Source organism: Cohaesibacter celericrescens (assembly GCF_002866925.1).
GTDB lineage: Bacteria > Pseudomonadota > Alphaproteobacteria > Rhizobiales > Cohaesibacteraceae > Cohaesibacter > Cohaesibacter celericrescens.
Genome location: NZ_PKUQ01000055.1, coordinates 200,850 through 216,260 on the forward strand (window position 1 = coordinate 200,850; position 15,411 = coordinate 216,260).

At 50.8% G+C, this 15,411-nt stretch carries 17 protein-coding genes and 1 riboswitch; of the genes, 12 read left to right on the forward strand and 5 right to left on the reverse strand.

Translation table 11 applies throughout. The features are described 5' to 3' along the window. The first annotated feature begins 14 nt into the window (after positions 1 to 14). The 6 genes from ctaD (at position 15) to C0081_RS21925 (ending at position 5,100) form a co-directional block, all read left to right on the forward strand. Positions 15 to 1,619 (forward strand): cytochrome c oxidase subunit I, encoded by a 1,605-nt coding sequence (ctaD, locus tag C0081_RS21905; protein WP_101535860.1) that lies wholly within the window; start codon positions 15 to 17, stop codon positions 1,617 to 1,619. A 146-nt stretch (positions 1,620 to 1,765) separates the two neighbouring features. After that, the gene (locus tag C0081_RS21910; RefSeq protein WP_245418024.1) at positions 1,766 to 2,731 is read left to right on the forward strand and encodes a heme o synthase; all 966 of its coding nucleotides are present in this window, start codon (positions 1,766 to 1,768) and stop codon (positions 2,729 to 2,731) included. 35 nt (positions 2,732 to 2,766) lie between these two features. Next, positions 2,767 to 2,928, forward strand: coding sequence for a hypothetical protein (locus tag C0081_RS23330; RefSeq protein WP_180967014.1), 162 nt, complete (start codon positions 2,767 to 2,769; stop codon positions 2,926 to 2,928). Positions 2,929 to 3,004: 76 nt separating this feature from the next. Further along, positions 3,005 to 3,664 (forward strand): cytochrome c oxidase assembly protein, encoded by a 660-nt coding sequence (locus C0081_RS21915; protein WP_101535862.1) that lies wholly within the window; start codon positions 3,005 to 3,007, stop codon positions 3,662 to 3,664. A 59-nt stretch (positions 3,665 to 3,723) separates the two neighbouring features. Further along, positions 3,724 to 4,563 (forward strand): cytochrome c oxidase subunit 3, encoded by an 840-nt coding sequence (locus C0081_RS21920; RefSeq protein ID WP_101535863.1) that lies wholly within the window; start codon positions 3,724 to 3,726, stop codon positions 4,561 to 4,563. A 132-nt stretch (positions 4,564 to 4,695) separates the two neighbouring features. Then, positions 4,696 to 5,100: a DUF983 domain-containing protein gene (locus C0081_RS21925; protein ID WP_101535864.1), complete on the forward strand. Its 405-nt coding sequence runs from the start codon at positions 4,696 to 4,698 to the stop codon at positions 5,098 to 5,100. On the opposite strand, the gene C0081_RS21930 is transcribed toward C0081_RS21925, so the two are convergent. Beyond that, positions 5,088 to 5,417: a hypothetical protein gene (locus tag C0081_RS21930; protein WP_101535865.1), complete on the reverse strand. Its 330-nt coding sequence runs from the start codon at positions 5,415 to 5,417 to the stop codon at positions 5,088 to 5,090. The genes C0081_RS21925 and C0081_RS21930 overlap by 13 nt on opposite strands. Positions 5,418 to 5,477: 60 nt before the next feature. Here C0081_RS21930 and C0081_RS21935 point away from each other — a divergent pair, with 60 nt between their 5' ends. The 4 genes from C0081_RS21935 (at position 5,478) to C0081_RS21950 (ending at position 9,928) form a co-directional block, all read left to right on the forward strand. Continuing rightward, positions 5,478 to 6,245 (forward strand): SURF1 family protein, encoded by a 768-nt coding sequence (locus tag C0081_RS21935; protein WP_101535866.1) that lies wholly within the window; start codon positions 5,478 to 5,480, stop codon positions 6,243 to 6,245. 133 nt (positions 6,246 to 6,378) lie between these two features. Continuing rightward, positions 6,379 to 7,050, forward strand: a complete 672-nt coding sequence (locus tag C0081_RS21940) for an HAD family hydrolase (RefSeq protein WP_101535867.1) — start codon at positions 6,379 to 6,381, stop codon at positions 7,048 to 7,050. Positions 7,051 to 7,409: 359 nt separating this feature from the next. Beyond that, positions 7,410 to 7,892 (forward strand): putative pterin-binding protein, encoded by a 483-nt coding sequence (locus tag C0081_RS21945; RefSeq protein ID WP_245418043.1) that lies wholly within the window; start codon positions 7,410 to 7,412, stop codon positions 7,890 to 7,892. Then, positions 7,889 to 9,928 (forward strand): putative bifunctional diguanylate cyclase/phosphodiesterase, encoded by a 2,040-nt coding sequence (locus tag C0081_RS21950; protein ID WP_101535869.1) that lies wholly within the window; start codon positions 7,889 to 7,891, stop codon positions 9,926 to 9,928. Before C0081_RS21945 ends, C0081_RS21950 begins: the two co-directional genes overlap by 4 nt. A gap of 76 nt (positions 9,929 to 10,004) precedes the next feature. Here C0081_RS21950 and gcvH read toward each other — a convergent pair whose 3' ends face one another. Beyond that, positions 10,005 to 10,379, reverse strand: coding sequence for a glycine cleavage system protein GcvH (gene gcvH / locus C0081_RS21955; protein WP_101535870.1), 375 nt, complete (start codon positions 10,377 to 10,379; stop codon positions 10,005 to 10,007). An 81-nt stretch (positions 10,380 to 10,460) separates the two neighbouring features. Beyond that, positions 10,461 to 11,597 (reverse strand): glycine cleavage system aminomethyltransferase GcvT, encoded by a 1,137-nt coding sequence (gene gcvT / locus C0081_RS21960; protein ID WP_101535871.1) that lies wholly within the window; start codon positions 11,595 to 11,597, stop codon positions 10,461 to 10,463. 217 nt (positions 11,598 to 11,814) lie between these two features. Beyond that, positions 11,815 to 11,915: riboswitch (glycine riboswitch) on the reverse strand. 182 nt (positions 11,916 to 12,097) lie between these two features. Here gcvT and C0081_RS21965 point away from each other — a divergent pair. Further along, positions 12,098 to 13,150: a bifunctional transcriptional activator/DNA repair enzyme AdaA gene (locus tag C0081_RS21965; RefSeq protein ID WP_101535872.1), complete on the forward strand. Its 1,053-nt coding sequence runs from the start codon at positions 12,098 to 12,100 to the stop codon at positions 13,148 to 13,150. A gap of 8 nt (positions 13,151 to 13,158) precedes the next feature. Here C0081_RS21965 and C0081_RS21970 read toward each other — a convergent pair whose 3' ends face one another. Beyond that, entirely contained in the window at positions 13,159 to 13,998 is an 840-nt protein-coding gene (locus tag C0081_RS21970; protein ID WP_101535873.1) for a class I SAM-dependent methyltransferase, read from the reverse strand. Positions 13,999 to 14,165: 167 nt separating this feature from the next. On the opposite strand from C0081_RS21970, the gene rnhA reads away from it, so the two are divergent. Beyond that, complete coding sequence (gene rnhA, locus C0081_RS21975; protein WP_101535874.1) at positions 14,166 to 14,603, forward strand: ribonuclease HI; 438 nt, start codon at positions 14,166 to 14,168, stop codon at positions 14,601 to 14,603. Between the two features lie 96 nt (positions 14,604 to 14,699). Here the strand turns inward: rnhA and C0081_RS21980 are convergent, their stop codons facing one another. Further along, complete coding sequence (locus C0081_RS21980) at positions 14,700 to 15,026, reverse strand: PilZ domain-containing protein (RefSeq protein ID WP_180967016.1); 327 nt, start codon at positions 15,024 to 15,026, stop codon at positions 14,700 to 14,702. Positions 15,027 to 15,411 lie beyond the last annotated feature (385 nt).

A 15,411-nucleotide genomic window follows, 5' to 3' on the forward strand; every position in this document is an offset into this window, starting at 1 on the left:
TAAGGGAGCAAACAATGTCATCATCTGCTACCCATGATGCGCACCACACGCCAACAGGCTGGAAGCGCTGGGTCTATTCAACCAACCACAAAGATATTGGTACGATGTATCTTATCTTTGCGATTTGTGCCGGTATTATCGGTGGTTTGCTCTCCGGAGCCATGCGCCTTGAGCTGCATGAGCCGGGGATGCAATTTTTCTCTAATCCACACATGTTCAACGTCTTTACCACAGGCCACGGCCTGATCATGATCTTCTTCATGGTGATGCCTGCGCTGATTGGTGGCTTTGGTAACTGGTTCGTACCCATTATGATTGGTGCGCCGGACATGGCCTTCCCGCGGATGAACAACATCTCCTTCTGGCTGTTGCCACCATCCTTTGCTCTGCTGATCATTTCGCTGTTTGTAGAAGGCCCCAGTGGCTCCAACGGCTTTGGTGGCGGTTGGACGGCATATCCGCCTTTATCCAGCTCTGGTCCTGGTGGTCACCCTGGTCCTGCTATGGATTTTGCCATTCTGTCGTTGCACCTGTCTGGTGCGGCTTCTATCTTGGGAGCGATCAACTTCATTACGACCATTTTCAATATGCGTGCACCGGGAATGACCCTGCATAAAATGCCGCTGTTTGCCTGGTCCGTGTTGGTTACTGCTTTCTTGCTGTTGTTGTCGCTGCCGGTTTTTGCTGGTGCCATCACCATGCTGCTGACAGATCGCAACTTTGATACGTCCTTCTTTAAACCTGAAGGCGGTGGCGACCCGATCCTGTATCAGCATCTGTTCTGGTTCTTCGGTCATCCAGAAGTGTATATTCTCATATTGCCAGGTTTTGGCGTGGTCTCGCACATCATTTCAACTTTCTCTCGCAAGCCTATCTTTGGCTATCTCGGTATGGCTTATGCCATGGTCGCCATTGGTGTGGTTGGCTTTATCGTGTGGGCGCACCACATGTTTACCGTTGGGCTGGATGTCGATACACAAGCCTACTTCCTGTTTGCCACAATGGTGATTGCGGTGCCGACGGGTGTGAAGATCTTTTCGTGGATCGCCACAATGTGGGGCGGATCGATTTCTTTCCGCACACCTATGCTCTGGGCCATCGGTTTCATCTTTCTGTTCACCGTTGGTGGTGTGACGGGTGTGCAGCTGGCAAACGCCGGTCTCGATCGGGCCTTGCATGACACCTACTATGTGGTGGCTCACTTCCACTATGTGCTGTCTTTGGGTGCTGTGTTTGCCATCTTTGCGGCTTGGTACTACTGGTTCCCGAAAATGTTCGGCATCATGTATAACGAGAAAATCGGTAGCCTACATTTCTGGATCATGTTTATCGGCGTGAACCTGATCTTCATGCCACAGCATTTCCTCGGCCTTCAGGGTATGCCCCGTCGTTATGTCGACTATCCAGACGCGTATGCAGGCTGGAATGCGGTATCTTCCTACGGCTATTACATCACTCTGTGTGCTGTCGTTATCTTCCTGTATGGCGTTTTTGAGGCTTTTGCCAAAAAACGAAAAGCGGCGGATAACCCGTGGGGTGAAGGTGCGGACACTTTGGAATGGCAGTTGCCTTCTCCTCCTCCGTTCCACCAGTGGGAAGAGCTACCCAAAATCAAGTAAAGCTTGAATGGGCCTAAAATATCAGGGATCGCCGATCTGCCGGCGATCCTTTCAAGGACAGCTAGATAAAGAACACATTCTGGCGGGAATGACCAAACCCTCCGCAGATTCTATCTGGATAGTCTGAACAAACAAACGAGTGCAAAATGACCATTATGGACCAAACAGATCCCGCTGCCACATTGACAGGTGCAGACATCGCACGTGTGGATTTTGGCGGAGCCGATGTGAGCGATTATATCGCGCTGCTAAAGCCACGGGTGATGTCTCTGGTGGTCTTCACTGCGCTTGTTGGTCTGGTTATCGCACCGGGCACGCTGCATCCTCTTGAGGGGTTCATCGCCATACTCTGCATCGCTGTCGGCGGCGGAGCATCAGGCGCTTTGAATATGTGGTACGATTCCGATATCGACGCGATCATGAAGCGTACCGCCAATCGTCCTATTCCTGCCGGTCGCATCACGCGCGGCGAAGCGCTAGGCTTTGGATTGACACTGTCCGTTGCATCCGTGTTGGTGTTGGGTTTGCTGATTAATTGGCTGGCTGCCGGCCTTCTGGCCTTTACGATTTTCTTTTATGCCGTGGTTTATACCATGTGGCTCAAGCGTTCGACGCCCCAGAATATAGTTATTGGTGGCGCGGCAGGGGCCTTGCCTCCAATGATCGGTTGGGCGGCTGTCACCGGTACGGTTACTGTCGAATCCATTGTGCTGTTCCTCATCATCTTTATGTGGACACCGCCTCACTTCTGGGCGCTGGCTTTGATCAAGAGTGACGATTACAAAAAGGCAGGCATCCCGATGTTGCCCGTTGTGGCTGGCGAAGCTGTGACACGGTCGCAAATCTTGCTTTACACCGTGATTGTTGTGCCTCTTGGCATGGTGCCTGCTGCATTGGGCTTTGCAGGCGTCACTTACGCAATTTTGTCCGGCTTGCTTGGCTTGGTGTTCCTGAGCGCCGCTGTCCGCGTCTATACGATCCGCGAGGGTGAAGCAGCCAAAAAAGCTGCCGGACAGATGTTTGCCTTTTCGATCCTCTATTTGTTTGCGCTCTACGCCACACTTCTGGCCGAGCATATGTTGGGACTGACCATGCTGCCTGCGCTTGTTTAACGGCTGCGCAGCACCAGCCCCTAAAGGAGACTAGAATGACTGAGATTGTTGGTAAAATTCAATTGACCGACGAACAGAAAAAACGCCAACGCAATCGCTCTGTTGCCATTGCAGTGACGCTTGGTCTGCTTGTGGTCATGTTCTACGCCATCACCATCGTTAAAATGGGGCCGGACGTTCTCAATCGCACGATGTAAGTCAGACCCATAGCAATGCTACTGAACCGGTTTAACATCTAAGCCAGTCTAGCTTGAAGAAAGACACCTTGATCGCATGACCGACAAGACAACTATATCAGCAAAGAATGACAAACAGGACCCAAGCCGCGCCAATCAGCGCTTGGCTTATGGCCTCGTCATATTTGTTGGTTGCATGGTTGGTATGGCATATGCCTCGGTGCCTCTCTATCAGCTTTTCTGTCAGGTGACTGGCTACGGTGGCACCACGCAAGAAGCTGATGCCGCACCGGTCGATATTATTGATCGCAATGTTACAGTTCGCTTTGATGCTAACGTTTCCGGTGACCTCAATTGGAGGTTCAAACCTTCTGACGCACCCATCACGCTTAAAGTTGGCGAGACAGGGCAGGCGTCTTATCAGGTCGTCAATCTTGGGGCATCGCCATCGACTGGCACGGCTACTTTCAATGTCACGCCTCAAGCGGCAGGCATCTATTTCAACAAACTGGAATGCTTCTGCTTTACCGAGCAAACGGTCAAGTCTGGAGAAACTGTGGACATGCCTGTGATATTCTTTGTCGACCCTGACATCGACAAAGACCCTAACATGGCATCCATCAAAACAATCACCCTGTCTTACACCTTCTTTCCCAAAAAAGAGGAAGAAGAAGCGGCAAGCTTTGATGCCCCACAACCTGAAACGATATCGACCGTTACAGGCGTGGGCCCCAAAAGTGTAAGCGCAGGCAGTTAATCAAAATTCTGGTGCGGTAAACGTGCCGAACAATTTTAGGAACTTGGGAGGACCCAACTATGGCTGAGGCTCATACCAAAAACCACGACTACCACATTATAGATCCTAGCCCGTGGCCGTTCATTGGCTCCGTTTCGGCCTTTGTTATGGCAGTTGGCGCGATCACTTATTTCCATGATGGGCCGATTTGGTTCATGCTGATTGGTCTGTTGGGTGTGCTCTACACCATGATGGGCTGGTGGGGCGATGTAATCAAGGAATCCCATGAGGGGCATCATACCCCTGTGGTGCAGCTGCACTTGCGTTATGGCATGATTATGTTCATTGCGTCCGAAGTCATGTTCTTTGTGGCGTGGTTCTGGGCATATTTTGATGCCAGCTTGTTTGCAGGTGAAGTCCAGCAATATGCTCGCGCTGAATTCACTGGTGGTCAGTGGCCTCCGGTCGGTATTGAAGTGATTGACGCTTGGCATTTGCCCCTGTTCAATACGCTTTTGTTGCTGACATCCGGCACGACGGTCACATGGGCGCATCATGCGCTGATCGAAGGCGATCGTGACGGTCTGAAATGGGGGCTGGTCCTAACTGTTATTTTAGGGTCTATCTTTACCGGTGTACAGATTTACGAATATGCGGAAGCACCATTTGCCTTCAAGGAAAGCATCTATGGTGCTACCTTCTTTATGGCGACCGGTTTTCATGGTTTTCACGTCTTTGTCGGAACAATCTTTTTGATTGTCTGTTTGGTCCGTGCCTACAAAGGCGATTTTACCCAAGACAAGCATTTTGGTTTCGAAGCCGCTGCATGGTATTGGCACTTCGTTGACGTGGTGTGGCTGTTCCTGTTTGTTTCTATCTATCTCTGGGGCAATGCAGGCGGCGTAGTCGCTGGACACTAGTGGTTTTCTGATTGCAAGTTTAGAAGGGTGGTTCAAACGGACCACCCTTTTTGATTTGTGCCACCGGATTTCGGTACAAATTTGACAGAGTATTGTACCAATATAAGACCGCATTTGAGGAGTATAGGCAAGATGGATCAGTCAATCAAAGGAACCTTGTTCAAATCCGCATTTGCGGGCAAGTGCCCTCGTTGCGGTCAAGGCAAGCTCTATAAAGGGTTTTTGAAAATTGCAGATCGGTGCGAGACCTGTGACCTTGACTATTCCTTTGCAGACAGTGGTGATGGCCCGGCGGTTTTTGTAATGATGATTGTCGGTTTTCTGGCTATGGGTGGCGTTCTCTACACTGAATTCAGCTATGAACCACCCTTATGGCTGCTTTTGCTCATTTGGTTGCCTTTGACCATAGGACTTTGTCTGGCATTCTTATATTGGCTCAAAGGGGCGCTGATCGCACAACAATTCTTCACCAATGCAATGCAGGGGCAAACCATCGGTTCGCAAGACAATGCGGCAAAGGATGATCAGACCGAATGAAGCAATTTAACCAAGTCGGGTACGATATCCACCCAACCAAACAGCGACGTAAAGAATGACAAAGCCCCCATCGCGAATAGAGACAAAATGTTGAAGGCGGTGATTGCCAGAAAACTGATGCGTGGCCAGCCTTTATAATAAACTGCCAAGGCAAGGTTTGACGCGTTGATTGCCGCAATCACAGCCAACGCAACGAACAATTGGCGCAGATCGGGCCCCAATGTTGCGAGTATGGCAACCAGCACATGTACGGCTAACGGCACAAAAAAATTCAGCGCAAAAAAGCGAAAAGCATAGCTATCTGTCTTGAGTTTCATTTTACATTCTTGTCCAATGGCAACTGAAACACATTCCTATCACGGAGCGGAGCAACTTTCGTGTCGAAATCCATTTATAAACCGACATTTTGGCTCTTTTGTTTGGGCGCGCTTGCCGCGTTGGGCATCCTGATTTCTCTTGGCAACTGGCAAGTGGCGCGGTTGGCATGGAAAGAGCAATTGATTTCAGATGTGGACAGCCGTGTTGCCTCTGCTCCCATCGAAGCGCCGGGGCCGGATCAATGGGCCTCGGTTTCTCGTGACACCCATGTCTACACCCCCGTCACCGTTACCGGTACTTATGATCACGCCAGCGAAGTGCATGTCTGGTTTGCGTTGGGGAGACCGCAGGGGGGGGCTTATGGTGGCCCTGGATATCTTATTCTCAGCCGGTTTATCACATCGCAGGGTTGGGATGTGATCGTCAACCGTGGTTTTGTCCCAGATGCAATGAAAGAGCCGCAAAGCCGCCCCGAAACATTGGTCGAAGGCGAACAAACACTGACGGGACTGATGCGCTTTGATGAGCCCAAAAACTGGAACAGCCCAGCCGCCGACAAGATCAAAAATGTCTGGATCGTGAGGCAGGTTAACGAAATGGCTGACTATCTTAAACTCGATCCTGCCAAGACAGCGCCCTACTGGATCGATCTGACCCAAGGGCAGGGTGTTAACGGATTGCCGCAGGGGGGAGAGACGCGCATCACCTTTACCAATACCCATTTGCAATATGCGCTGACTTGGTTTGGTCTTGCCATCGTTTTGGTTCTGGTATTTGCTGTTTGGTTATTCAAGGCCATTCGATCGCCCCAAGAGCCCGTTGAATAAAGAATAGAAGGCAATTTTGATCAAAGACGGCATTGACCTCGTGGCCAGAACGGTTCATGTCTTTCCGCGCGCAGACACGGCAAAGCTCAGCTTTTGAAAAGCGCATCTGACACTTTGATTAAGGATAAAAATTATGCTGGTGATCTTTGACTGCGATGGAACGTTGGTCGATTCAGAAATCTTGTGGTCAAAAGCGACTGTTGAGGTTTTTCAGGAAGAAGATCTTGAAATGAGTGTTGAAGATATCTCCAGCACTTATGCCGGCATGACCAATGTCGAGATCATTGCCAAGATCGAAGAACAACTCGAACGTAATCTGCCGTTTGACATTATCCAGCGCATTGAAGAACGTGCAGAAAAGCGCTTGGAGAAACTGCAGGTGATCGACGGCGCTCATGAAATGCTCGACCAGCTCGACTACGCACGGTGTGTTTGTTCCAACACCAACTCTGACAAGCTGGAGGCCAACATGCGCCGTACAGGCTTGTGGGATCGTTTTCGCCCCTATGTCTATTCGGCACAGGAAGTGGGCACCAAAGCCCCCAAACCAGATCCAAACGTCTTCTTGCATGCGGCAACGGTTCTAGACGTTGACCCCAAAGTTTGTTTTGTGATTGAAGATAGCGTCCACGGTGTTCAGGCCGCGGTGCAAGCTGGCATGCGTGTTATCGGTTTCACCGGTGCCAGCCACAGCTACCCCGGACATGGAGAGCATCTGATGGGTGGTGGTGCCGAGACGGTTGTTCGGCGCCTTGCTGATGTGCCTGCCACATTGGAAGCACTCAAAGACTGGCAAGAGCATTAGCGCAGAAACCTAAATATTGAGATCTTTTACGCTTTCCTAGACCTGAGTGACTAGCCGCTCAAGTGATTGATAATTCGAACCATCAAACAATCATCAGCGGTTTTGCAACGGATGCTGCTCACCACTAGGCTGTTTTGACAAGGGCCTGCGGCAGCTGGTTACCTTTTGGTAACCATAGTGGCCGAAACACAACTCGATATAGTCGCGATTTGGCGGCTTTTGCTATCCTTTACCATTTGTGAATACCGCTATGATCTTCTCAACTCCGAAGTGGAGTTCGAGGGAATACAATGGTGCAGTCAAGCAACAAGGCCAATTGGATTGTAAGATCTGTCTATTCAATAGGCGCAGCTGTCTTGGTGTTGTTCTCGCTTTTTGGCGCTGCCTCATGCGCACTGGCTGAGGGATTACCAAAGCCTTCCGGTGCAGTTGTTCTCACCATTTCGGGTAATATCTCAGAGCATAATGGCTCCGGCAAAGCGCGTTTCGATCGAAGGATGCTGGAAGCGTTGGGTATGAGAACACTCCATACCCGTACCATTTATTCCTCGAATGAATCTGATTGGTGTGGAATCTTAATGAGGGATCTTTTGACTCGTGTTGGGGCTAAAGGCGAAAAAATCGAATTTACTGCACATGACGATTACCGCGCAGTCATACCATTCAAAGAATATTTTGAATATGACGTTTTGCTGGCAATGGAGAAAAACGGCAAAAAACTATCAATGCGAACCCGCGGCCCAACACGCATCATTTATCCCCTGGATGGCAATGAAGAGTTGGATGATAAAAGATACGCCGCTCGATATGTCTGGCAAATCAAAGATATTGTTGTGAAATGAAAAAGCATTTCAAATTATTGGCGCTCATCTATTTGGCTGCCGTCGCGCTGCTGCTGCTCATTGAATTTTCACAATTTAAAAAGGTCGACGGGCTGCGCACGCAAATTGCTGAAGGGTATCAACTTATCTCGGGGCGGGACGAAGGGTTGCGTCTTGAACTGGAGTTTCGGCGCTTGAGTGCGAAACTGTCGGCCTATGTTCACCAGAATGATCGGCCTGTTGCTTCTCAATCCGATCAACCCCTTGAAAGCATCAAAGTCGGTCATCAAGAAGTGATCACTTGGTTCGATATTTTCTGGAGCCGTGTCTTTTCTATGCGGATCACCGATAGTGAGATGCCTGAGGCCGCAACCAGCGATCTGAAAAACTTTATTGTTAATCTGAAAAAGTCATTGCACGAAGTTGATCCCTTGATTCAAAAGCTAACTCCCGGGGATTTGGAAGCCTATGAAGCTATCCAGCAGCGGCTAGACAATTTTGATGGCTCTCTGGCACGGGTGGCAACACATATCGCTCAGGATCGTCAAGACAGAGCCTCCTTGCTGCAGGAAAAACTCAATGGTGCGCTCAAATCATTGGATGCCCTTCTGCTGACATCTGCGGCAGGGGGAGGGCTTATTCTCGCTTTGCTCGGTGCGGAAGTCTACCGATCCAGACGGCAAGAGCAAAAAACCAAGGCGCGTGAGGCACAGGTTCGTTTTCTGGCGGAACATGACTCGCTGACAGGTTTGGGCAACCGCGCCTATCTGAATGAAAAAATGGCACAGTTCATTCGTGAAGCGGATGAGAATGGCGAGCGTTTCTATTTCCTGTTGCTTGATCTGGATAAGTTCAAGGATGTGAACGACACCTTTGGCCATCCAATGGGCGATCTCCTTTTGAAGCAAGCAGCTGGACGTTTGGTTGGTATTGTCGCTGATACGGACGCGGTTGTCGCCCGTTTGGGTGGAGATGAGTTTGCTATTTTGATCAAACTGGACTGGCCAATCGTAAAATATGCCGCTGAACGAATTATTGCATCCTTATCATCGAGCTTCCAGTTGAATGACAATGAAATCTGCATTTCAACCTCGGTAGGAATCTCCTGCTACCCTGAACTGTCAAGCTCTTTGGATGAGTTGTTGCGCGATGCTGATTTGGCACTTTATGCGGCGAAGAATCGTGGTCGTCGAACATACACGCTCTATGAGCCTGAAATGAGCGTAGCTCTATATCATCGCATGAAATTGGAGACCGATTTAAGGCATGCGTTGTCGCATGATAATGGCGGGTTGGAAGTCTATTATCAACCGCAGGTTATGTTAGATGATACGTCCGATCAGCGCATGATTACTGGCGTTGAAGCCTTGGTCCGCTGGTTTCACCCAGAACAGGGACAGATCCCTACAATGGAGTTCATCGAGATTGCCGAGGCGTCCGGCATCATTGATGAGTTATCCGATTGGATCGTCCGTCAGGCTTGTCAAGATGTGGTTGCCTGGCATAAGGCAGGCTTTATGCTCAATCTTTCGGTCAACCTGTCACCCTTACAGCTAAACAATCCCGATCTTCCAAAGGAATTGCTGACGCATCTGGATCGTTGCGGTTTTGATCCGCAATATCTCACCCTAGAAATCACAGAAAGCGCCGATGTTACAGACACTGTAGCGGCCGCCAAAATGCTGTCAAAATTCGCCGACAAGGGCATCTCTCTGGCGATGGATGATTTTGGTACCGGCTACTCCAATCTCGGATATTTAAACAGCTTACCACTCAATACGCTCAAGATTGATCGGTCGTTTGTTATGCAGATTACCGACAATGAGGCAGAACGAAAATTAGTGCGGGGCATTATCAACCTTGCTCAAGGCATGGGGCTGAAAATTGTCGCAGAAGGGGTGGAAACCGAAGAACAGGCCGAGTTTTTACGCAGTCAAAACTGCGAGTATGGGCAAGGATATCTGTTCGGGCGCCCCATGCATAAGCTGGGTATGTTGAAAATTCTCAATCAACAATATGAAAAACTACATCCCGCGATCGTGTTGCTGGAAGCCTAATTAGGTGGCAAGCCAAGAGAAAACGAGCCAGCCCGATAAACGGATATACCGGGCTGGCTTGGTTTTTGAGTGTTAATTAGCCCTGTTCGGCGACATGGGCTTTGTAGGCATCGGCATCCATCAAATCTTCAAATTGGCTGGCATCTGCAATTTTCACTTTGATAAACCAGGCTTTGCCTTCGGCTTCGCTGTTGACCAGAGCAGGATCCTCTTCCAGACCGGAATTGACTTCCAAAACGTCTCCATCAATCGGTGCAAAGACTTCTGAAGCGGCCTTTACGCTCTCCACGACAGCGGCTTCATCGCCTTTTTCCAGCGTTTTGCCAATGTCCGGCAATTCGATAAATACGATATCACCCAGCTGGCTTTGTGCAAAATCTGTGATCCCGATGGTGGCCACGTCGCCTTCGACGGTAATCCACTCATGATCGTCGGTAAAATATGTGCTCATGGGTTAGGTCCCTTATCAATCGTCATATTGAGGTTGTGAGAGGAAATGGGGCAGATCAGCACCTCATTTCGGATCAGTCGTTCAAAGCTTGCGGACATAGCGTTGCGGCACAAACGGCATGGAGGCGACTTCCGCGTCCAATACCCGTTTACGCACCAGCAGTTTGACTTTGCTGCCCGGCTTGGCAAAGTCCGGCGTCACATAGCCCATCGCAATGGGAGACTGCAAGGTTGGCGCAAAGCCACCCGATGTCACGGTGCCGATGGCATTGCCATCCAGATCTTGAATTTCTGTTCCTTCGCGCGCAGGTGCTTTGCCTAGCAAGCGCAAGCCAACGCGGATACGGGCAGGCCCGTCTTGCAACCCGGCCAGAATGCGTGCTTCACCGGGGAACCCACCTTCTTCGCGGCGGCGTTTCTGGATGGCCCATCCCAAATCGGCCTCTGCGGGGTCAATGTCGCTTGTCAGGTCATGCCCATAAAGACATAAACCGCTTTCCAACCGCAAGCTGTCGCGCGCGCCCAAACCTGTTGGTTCTACTTCGGGCTCAGCCAACAAAATCTTGGCCAACTGCTCGGCATCAGAAGCCGCACAGGACAATTCAAAGCCATCTTCGCCGGTGTAGCCACACCGCGAGATCACCACTTCAATACCGTCGACTACGTCAATGGTGTACGACATGAAGGTCAATGCATCGGCTTTGGACGAATGCCGCGCCAGCGCATCAATGGCTTTGGGGCCTTGCAGTGCGATCAGAGCTTTGTCGTCAAGTGGGGTCAATTTCACATTGGCGGGCAACTTGGCATTCAGGTGCGCATAGTCACCCTCTTTGCAAGCGCCATTGACCACCAGCATCAACGTGCCATCCAGATTGGCATCTTCAGGGCGTGTGACGATGAAATCATCAATAATGCCGCCCTCATCATTCAGCAAAACACTATAGCGCATGCGCCCAAGACCAAGCTTGATAAAAGCGGAGGGCGTCAGTGCTTCCAGAGCGCGGGCTGTTGTTTCATGGTCTGGTCCGACAAGCAACGCTTGCCCCATGTGGGAGACATCAAACAAGGCAGCGCTGTCGCGACAGTGCACATGCTCGGCCATGATGCCCGCGGGATAACGTACGGGCAGGGCGTAGCCGGCAAAGTCAACAAGAGTGCCGCCAAGGGCAACGTGTAAATCATATAAAGGTGTTTTTATTGCCGTGCTTAAATCTACCATGGCTTCTCTCTTCTGTCTGGAGCGGCGCATCAAGCGGGCTCGGGGTTGCACGGGTGCGTTAAGATCACCCTTAAAACAGGGCGTCTGATTGCATCGGTGCCTCCTCTGTCACAGAAACCTGAGAGATTTCCCGCATTTCTGAACGCACAGAGATGCAGTTGCTTCCTTCGGTGAGCAAACGGGCGAAAATATCGCTCGCTGCTGCTTTCCAGAGCGTCGCTGGTCGGGCGGTCCCTTGTGCCTGAGAGTTTCCGAGGCGGTTGCTCCTTCGGCGGTATCTTTGCATGAAAGCTGGATACGCTCTCCCGCTGACCTTGTACCTTTCATCACCGGGATGTTGAAAAGCACTAAAAGAGGATGCGACATTTATCCCCTTGCAAGCAAACTGCGGGGCACGGCGCACAAAGTCAAGACGATATTTACTCTCTCCCGAGGATGAATTAATCAATAGCTGCCCGTTTTTCGGCGCACCTGTCACGCACACGCGCTATAAAGGCATCATGTTATATTTTCTGCCAAATGATGACATTCTTTATGATGCTTTGCTCAAACGCGATCCTCAGTGGGATGGTCGGGCATATGTGACAGTGCGAACAACCGGGATTTTCTGTCGATTGACCTGTCCTGCCCGCAAGCCCAAACGCGAGAATTGCAGCTTTCACGACACCGTCGGTGCCTGTCTGGAGGCAGGGTTTCGTCCTTGCAAACGCTGCCACCCTATGGCTGCAGGAGGGGAGGTTGATCCAATGGTTCAAACCTTGCTCACCCAACTGGAGGCCGATACATCCCGAGTGTGGCGGGAAGCCGATCTTTCAAAGATGGGATTTGATCCCTCTACCGTGCGCCGATCTTTCAAACGTCGCTACGGTATGACCTTTTTAGAAATGGCCCGCCATTCACGCTTGCGAGACAGTTTTGACAGCCTGTCTGAGGGGGCCCGCGTGATTGATGCACAACAGGATGCCGGTTTTGCATCGGCTTCTGCTTTCCGCGAGGCGTTCGCGCGCCTGCTGGGGCTGGCCCCCGCTGCCTTTAGCAAACAAGCTTTGCTGCGCGCTGACTGGATCGAAACGCCGCTCGGTTCTATGATCGCGGTCTGTGATGCGTCCAATTTGCATTTGTTGGAATTTGTCGGTCGCAAGGCGCTGCCGGGCGAGTTGAAAAAGCTTTGGCAAGGGGCCAATGGCAGTTTGGGTTTTGGACGTTTTGCCCCGACCGACCAAATCGAGCGTGAGCTGCAAGCCTATTTTGAGGGGACCGACGCCCGCTTTCAAACACCATTGGCCCTGCATGGCAGTGCCTTTACCAAGGATGTCTGGCGGGCCCTTAGGGATATTCCTGCAGGACAAACCCGATCCTACGGTGCTCTTGCTTGTGATCTAGGAAGACCCCAAGCCACCCGTGCTGTGGCACGCGCCAACGGGGCCAATCAAATAGCCATTGTCATTCCCTGCCATAGGGTCCTTGGTGCAGACGGCAGCCTTACGGGGTATGGCGGTGGACTTTGGCGCAAACAAAGATTGATTGAGCTGGAGCGACAGTATCTGGGATAGGGAGCTTTCTAACCGCTCTGTTTTTCTGCCAGAACCAAATGGCCATAGATTGGATTGCCCTCATCCATGCGCACGACAATCGCCTGAAAATGCTTCACATCCATCTTGTTTTCAGCCAGAAGACGGCGAATGTAGATTTCGGAGTGGGCAAACCGTTGCTTGACTCCAACCTTATACTCCAGGCCGCCAAAGTCTGCTTCTGGCAATGTTTCCGAGGAGAATGCGAACAGACCACCTGCGTCAAGACAGCGACCAACATGTTGGAATTTTTCGGTCAAATCCCCAAGATAAGGCAACACGTCGGTGGACACGATCAAATCCCAGCCTGATGCATCATCGCCGCCATCGTCTTCAATGTCGCGTAAAAAATCCACCACATCACCGGCGTAGAGGTCGTTGTAAACTTCTTTGTCATAGGCTTCGTCGAGCATGCCGGTGGAAATATCAACGCCGATCATCTCATCCGCTTTGCCCTTCATGGCGATGCCGGTCAGACCGGTGCCGCAGCCAAGGTCAAGCATGCGGGCAAACTGACGTTCAGGCTGAAAATTGATGATCATGTCGCGCACCATCATCGGGACCGCGTACCCAAGATCATCCACCAGTATTTTTTCAAACGCTGCGGCATGTTGATCAAACAGGGTCGCAACATAGGCGACAGGGGCCTTGTCTGGCACAGGACCGCGGGACATTGCAGCCATCCGCACCGACGCACCGGCATGATCATCAGGATCAAGGCTTAAAACCTGTTTGTAAGCCTGTGCGGCTTCATCAAACCGGCCTTCTTTTTCCAGTGTCAGGGCGGTGTTGTAGGCCTCGGCCAAAGCGTCTTTATCTAAATCGGTCATGCTGTCAGTCCTGCTCGTCTTGTCTGTGGGCCAAGCACTACACTGGCTGCCTTCATCAGGCAAGCGACTTGCCGATCCTGTTGTCCTCCACTTGCCATCCTATGGGGCAGTGGCTAGACAGAGCCAACGCATTTAAGATTCGCGCCAATCAGACACGGAACAGATCAATGAGCAGAATTACCATCTATACCGACGGAGCATGCTCCGGAAATCCGGGACCAGGCGGCTGGGGCGCTTTGTTGTTGTTTGGCGAGCATGAAAAAGAGCTTTGTGGCGGCGCGGCAGACACAACAAATAACCGAATGGAGCTTCAAGCCGCAATCTCGGCGCTAGAAGCAATGAAGCGACCGTGCGAGATCGACCTGTATACAGACAGTCAATATGTTAAAGGCGGTATCACAGGCTGGATCCATGGCTGGAAGAAAAATGGTTGGAAAACCGCAGCCAAAAAGCCGGTCAAAAATGCTGAACTGTGGCAACAACTCGATGAAGCCCTCAAACGACACAAAGTTGAATGGCATTGGGTGAAGGGACATGCGGGCCAAGATGGCAATGAACGCGCCGATGAACTGGCCCGTCGCGGCATGGCTCCCTTTAAAAAGTGAGCGGCCCTCTGCCAAAAAAGCAAAGGGCGCAGACCTTGTGCTAGGTCCACGCCCATCATCCGTGCGAGATGAAGCTGTCTTACTTGTCAGGCATGATCAACCGCGCGTGGCGATGATCGACATGCGGCGAATATCGGCTTTGGCAAAGCTGCGGACATCTTCCATTTTGGATGAAAATTTCACACCCAATAGATCCCCGTGTTTCCAGACGATGTGAGCGTCTGCCAGCTTTCCATCCTTACGGTTGAGCAAAGCAACATCACTTGGTAAAGCACAGTTGGCATCCATTTTAATCTTCATGCCCGTGCTGCTCTCATCTTTGATGGTGCAGTCCATGGAGATCGAATAATTCTTGTAAAATACTTTGCCGCCCTTGAGGACGCGCTGTCTATCGGCTTGGCGACGTTCCGGTTGATGGGTCACGACTTTATTCCTTTTGTACCAAGCATGAGGATTGAAAATCATACATGGATGGGCTGGCCGGCTGGCCGAGGTCGATATTTGAATCCAATTTTAACAATTTTATCAAGAAACTGCACGGGAGAACTGATTCGGAGGTTAATCAAACGTAAATGACAGATATGTAATGTCTGAAATAGATGAATATATAATACATATCAATTGGTTAGGTGTTTTTCTGGTTTGACGCCCATGAGCCGTTATTACGTATTAACCCACCGTTGAATATATCCCCCACCTGCAAACTCAGCAGCAGGACGCATCCCCAAGCGTTAACGGCAGGGCGAAGAGAGACATGGTTACAGTGGGAACGAAAAGGGTACGACTGGGGATAAGTGAAGCAATAAAT